The 4836-nt window shown below is 65.9% G+C and carries 4 protein-coding genes and 1 pseudogene; all 5 read right to left on the bottom strand.

What is annotated here, in order from left to right:
* Positions 1-2144 (bottom strand): methyl-accepting chemotaxis protein (locus AC1DIQ_RS18930; protein WP_478050596.1); only part of this gene is annotated, 2144 nt, incomplete at its 3' end.
* A gap of 96 nt (positions 2145-2240) precedes the next feature.
* On the bottom strand, positions 2241-2624 hold the full coding sequence (locus AC1DIQ_RS18925; protein WP_121036717.1) for a hypothetical protein: 384 nt from the start codon (positions 2622-2624) through the stop codon (positions 2241-2243).
* 173 nt (positions 2625-2797) lie between these two features.
* A complete protein-coding gene (locus AC1DIQ_RS18920; protein ID WP_121036718.1) occupies positions 2798-3289 on the bottom strand; it encodes a chemotaxis protein CheW in 492 nt (163 codons plus the stop codon).
* A 215-nt stretch (positions 3290-3504) separates the two neighbouring features.
* Positions 3505-4284 (bottom strand): flagellar brake protein, encoded by a 780-nt coding sequence (locus AC1DIQ_RS18915; protein WP_121036719.1) that lies wholly within the window; start codon positions 4282-4284, stop codon positions 3505-3507.
* A 183-nt stretch (positions 4285-4467) separates the two neighbouring features.
* Positions 4468-4836: pseudogene (locus AC1DIQ_RS18910) on the bottom strand (methyl-accepting chemotaxis protein); the annotation flags it as partial.

Genomic DNA, 4836 nt, shown 5'->3' with positions numbered 1-4836 from the left:
TCTTCCACCAGCGCGGCGTTCTGCTGGGTGGTCTCATCCATCTGCACCACGGTCTGGTTGACCTGCTCGATGCCGGCGGACTGCTCCTGCGAGGCCGCGGAGATCTCGGCCATGATGTCGGTCACGCGCTGCACCGAGGCGACGATCTCGCCCATGGTGGCGCCTGCCTTCTGCACCAGCGCCGAGCCGTCATTGACCTTGCCGACGGAGTCGTCGATCAGGCCCTTGATCTCCTTGGCCGCACCGGCCGAACGCTGGGCCAGGGTGCGTACTTCGGAGGCCACGACCGCGAAGCCGCGCCCCTGTTCACCGGCGCGTGCCGCTTCGACGGCCGCGTTCAACGCGAGGATGTTGGTCTGGAAGGCGATGCCGTCGATGACCGAGATGATCTCGGCGATCTTCTTGGACGAGGTCTGGATCGCGCTCATGGTCGTGACGACCTGGCCGACCACGTCACCGCCCTGCGAGGCCACGGTGTGCGCACCGATGGCGAGCTGATTGGCCTGGCGGGCATGCTCGGCGTTCTGGCGCACGGTGGACGTCAGTTCCTCCATCGAGGCCGCGGTTTCTTCCAGGTTGGCGGCCTGCTGTTCGGTACGGCGCGACAGGTCACTGTTGCCGGTGGCGATCTCGCTGGCGGCCGAGTTGATCTGCTGGCTGGAGTGCTTGATCCGGGTGACGATGCCGCTGAGCTGCTCGGCGGTGGCGTTGGCGTCGTCGCGCATCCTGGCGAACACGCCCTGGAAGTCGCCGTGCATACGCACGGTCAGGTCGCCCTGGGACAGCGCGGCGAGCAGGTTGGAGACCTGTTCGATGCTGGCCGAGTTGGCATCCAGCAGGCCGTTGAGCTGCTGGGCCAGCTGCAGGAAGAAGCCTTCCTTGCCATCGCTGTCGATGCGGCCGGAGAGGTCGCCGGCTGCGGCCTGGGCGATCACGCGGGCCACTTCGGCTTCCACCAGGGCTTCCGGAGTGCGGTCGCGCCATTCGATGACGTGGCCGACGGTCTCACCCTGTTCGTTGGCGATCGAGGAGATGACCTGGGCGAACTGGGCTTCGCCGAACTGCATCGGGCGGCGGCTGACGCCGTGCTGCTGCAGCTGGGCCAGGGTCTTGGGATCCATTTCGCTGCCGTGCTCCAGCGCGGCGGCCGACTTGCCGATCAGCGAGGCGGCGGCGTCGAAGTCCGGCAGGTCCTTGCGGATGTCGGCTTCGTACTGGCTCAGGGTCTGCTGCAGGGCGCGGTTGCTGTACACGATGGTGTGGTGCGCATCGGTCAGGTAGACGCCAGTGGAGCTGTAATCCAGCGCAGTCCGGATGCGCAGGTTCTCGCGGGCGATGGCCTGGTCGGTTTCGGTACGCTCGCGCAGATCGCGCTGCATGCGCTGCATGGCCTGCAGCAGATCGCCGACTTCATCCTTGCGGCTGACATCGATATGGCCGTCCAGCTTGCCGCTGGCCACATCGTTGGCGACCGAGACGGCGCCGCGCATGCTGCCCACCAGTGAACGGGCAAACAGATACACCAGCACCAGGCCCAGGGCGGCGCCGCCGAGCAGGGTGATGACGGTCAGCGTGGCCGAGGCGGCATAAGTGGATTCGGCTTCTTCGCGGGAGGCGCGCGAGAGGCGGTTGTCTTCGGCGATCAGCGCTTCGAGCGCGGCCGAGGCCTTGCGATGCTTGGCGCGGGTTTCACCGACAAAGGTGTCCACGGCATCGTCGGGCAGGTCCAGCTCGAGCATTTCGGTGACGGCGTCGTAGGACGCCAGCGAGTCCGTCCAATCCTTGGCGAAGGTGTCAAACAGCTTCTTCTGCTGCGGATTGTCGATCAGCGCGGGGTATTTTTTGATCGAGGCATCGATCTGGGTGCGAAGCTCCGCCGCGCGGGACTTGGCTTCGGCCTTGACGTCATCGCTGGCGCGGATGAGGCCCTGGTAAGCGGAGTTGCGGTACTCGCCGACCATGCCACGCAGCTCGCCGGCCATGCGGATGCTGTCCATCCGGGGTCCGGCCAGTTCGGTGGTGACGTTGTTGAGTGAGTGCAGGCCACGATAGGCCACGATGCCCTGCAGCAGCATTACCAGCAGGAGGACGCCGAAAGTCAGCATCAACTTGGGCATCAGTTTGAGGTTGTTGATCCACGGCATGGCAGGTGCGGTCTCCAGTGGCAAACGCGTCCGGCCGTCGGGGCCGGTTGCAGCGACCACGCCGGCCTGGGCCGGCGTGGCAGGGCGTACGGGGAATTACTTGATGTTGGCCAGCTTCAGGCCGGCCGGCGAGCTGACTTCGATTTCAGCGCGCGAGGCATCGCGGGCGATCTTGCCGATCACGCAGACGGTCTTGCCTTCCAGCGATTCCAGCGGGAAGCTGAACTTGTCGCGGTTGGCGCCGGCGATGCGGGCCGAGAAGGTGTGGCGCGGGAAAGCGCCGCCCATGTACAGGAAGGTCGGCTGGCCTTCAGAGCCTTCGGCGTACCGGGCCTTTTCGACCTTGCCGCAGACCATGCCGTCCTTGCCGACCGAGCGCGGGGCCATTTCCGGCGGAATCATTTCACCGGACTGGGCGAATGCAGTAGAGGTGGAAGAGGCGATCACGGCGACCGAGAACAGGGCAAGCAGGGACTTCATCGGGAAGATTCTCCGGGGATATGGGCAGTTGGCCCGGCCATGGGCGATCCAGTGCAGCCGGGTTCTGAAACCAGCTATCGGCCGGTCCGGGCGGAACTGAAGCACGTTTTTTCGTCAGTGGCCGCCACGGTACGTACCGGGCGCAGACAGCGCTTTGTTCTGTGACGTATGTCTCAGGCTGCGACGTCGTCGATGACCGGGGCCTGGCCCATGTCGGCGCTGTCGAGCAGGGTTTCGATATCCAGCAGGATCAGCATGCGATCGTCCTGGGTGCCGATGCCGGAGATGAAGCGGGTATCGACGGCGGCGCCGAACTCGGGCGTCGGGCGGATCTGATCGGCAGCCAGCGGGATGACGTCGGAGACGCTGTCGACGACGATGCCGACGACGCGGTCTTCGACGTTGAGCACGATCATGACGGTGAAGGCGTCGTAGGTGGCATTTTCCAGGCGCAGCTTGAGGCGCAGGTCGATGACGGGGACGATGGTGCCGCGCAGGTTGATGACGCCTTTGATGTAGTCCGGGGCATCGGGGACGCGGGTGACGGAGTCGTAGCCGCGGATTTCCTGGACTTTAAGGATGTCCACGCCGTAGTGCTCGGCGCCGAGGGTGAAGCTGAGGTATTCGCCGCCGTCGCTGGCGGCGTTGGTATTCTTGTCGTTCATCGAGGGGTCCTGGGTCGGGCGTGGCGGTCGAATAACCGGGGGTCACGCTGGATATCGGCCTGGCCGGGGACGACTTTAGGGTGCTTGGCGAGAGCAACGGCGTTGGCGGTGCTGCGTTCGGCGGCTGGGCTGGTGTGGGTGGGGGCGTGTCCCGCCAACCCACCCGCGCCGACCCAGTCACGCAGCATCAAACCGCCGAGCAGTTGAGGCAGCCATCAACTCTCCCCATTCTTCCTCGCACTGCGCTGCCGGTCGATGCGGAAGATGTAGCGCTGGATCGCGCTGTCGCCACCGCGCGGGAGGTCGTCGAAGCGCATGCCGATGCGCTTCATCTCGACACCGTTGGGCAGCTTGACCGCCAACTGGTTGCAGACGATCAGCGAGACGTGCAGCGGGCTGCCGTCGGGGAGGTCGAGCTGGGCGGCGTAGCGTTTCTGCAGGGAGAATACGTTGCAGTCCACCGGCACCGTGACGGCCAGGCCGCCGCCGCTGATGTCCACCACGCGCAACTGCAGGATCTCACTGCGGTCTTCGTTGATCGGGAACTGCAGGTGGGGCGAATCGGTGATCGGCGTTTCCAGCCGGTACAGTTCGCGGCGCTGCAGGTGCACCAGCTCGTCGGGGAAGGGCACGCGGAAAGCAACATGCCCTTCGTTGCGAACGCGTTCCAGGCCATCCAGGCGGAAGCGCACCATCACCCGGTCCAGCTGGGCGAAGCAGAGCAGGTGGCCGGCGTCTTCGGCGGCGCGGTTGGCGGGCTCGGACGGGCTGCCGTCCAGCAGCAGCCAATCGTCGTCTTCGTCCAGTTCCAGCACCGCGGTGGGGAAGGATTGATCGCGGCCGCCCAGATGGGCGTTGATCAACGAACGCTGGTCGATCAGCGCCTGCAGCAACTGCCGGATCTGGCGGGGATTGCGGACCAGGTACCTGTCATCCGTGCCGTCGTCGTGCGCGGCATGGGATCGGTCGTGTGCGTCGAGGCTGCCTTCGGACATGGAATCTGCTGAGTTGGGCGGGTGCCGGCATGCGTAGATGCCGGGGCTCAGTCCGTTTATCGGCAGTAGTTCACATTTATGTAGGGGGAATTGTGCGGCTGTGGCGTGGCATGGCACCGGCGAAACGACGACACCCCGCCGGAGCGGGGTGTCGAAGGTCGATCGATCACGTGCCGAACGCGATCAGAATTCCTGCCACTCGGTATCGTTGGCCAGGGCCGGTTCACGGCTCATGACACGGCGGGGCGCGGCCACCACGCTGCGCGGCTTGGCCGGTGCCGCAGCGCGCGGCGGGGCGGGTGCGCGGATGACGGCTGCGGGTGCTGCGTGCGCCTGGCCCTCCAGCTTGAACAGCGCGACCGCATCGGTCAGATGGCCGGCCTGTTCTTCCATGGCACGGGCGGCGGCGGTGGCTTCTTCCACCAGCGCGGCGTTCTGCTGGGTGGTCTCATCCATCTGCACCACGGTCTGGTTGACCTGCTCGATGCCGGCGGACTGCTCCTGCGAGGCCGCGGAGATCTCGGCCATGATGTCGGTCACGCGCTGCACCGA

This window comes from Stenotrophomonas sp. 05L413, from assembly GCF_056397945.1.
Note: the sequence above shows the minus strand (reverse complement) of the source record. Positions and strands in the feature narration are given on the sequence as shown.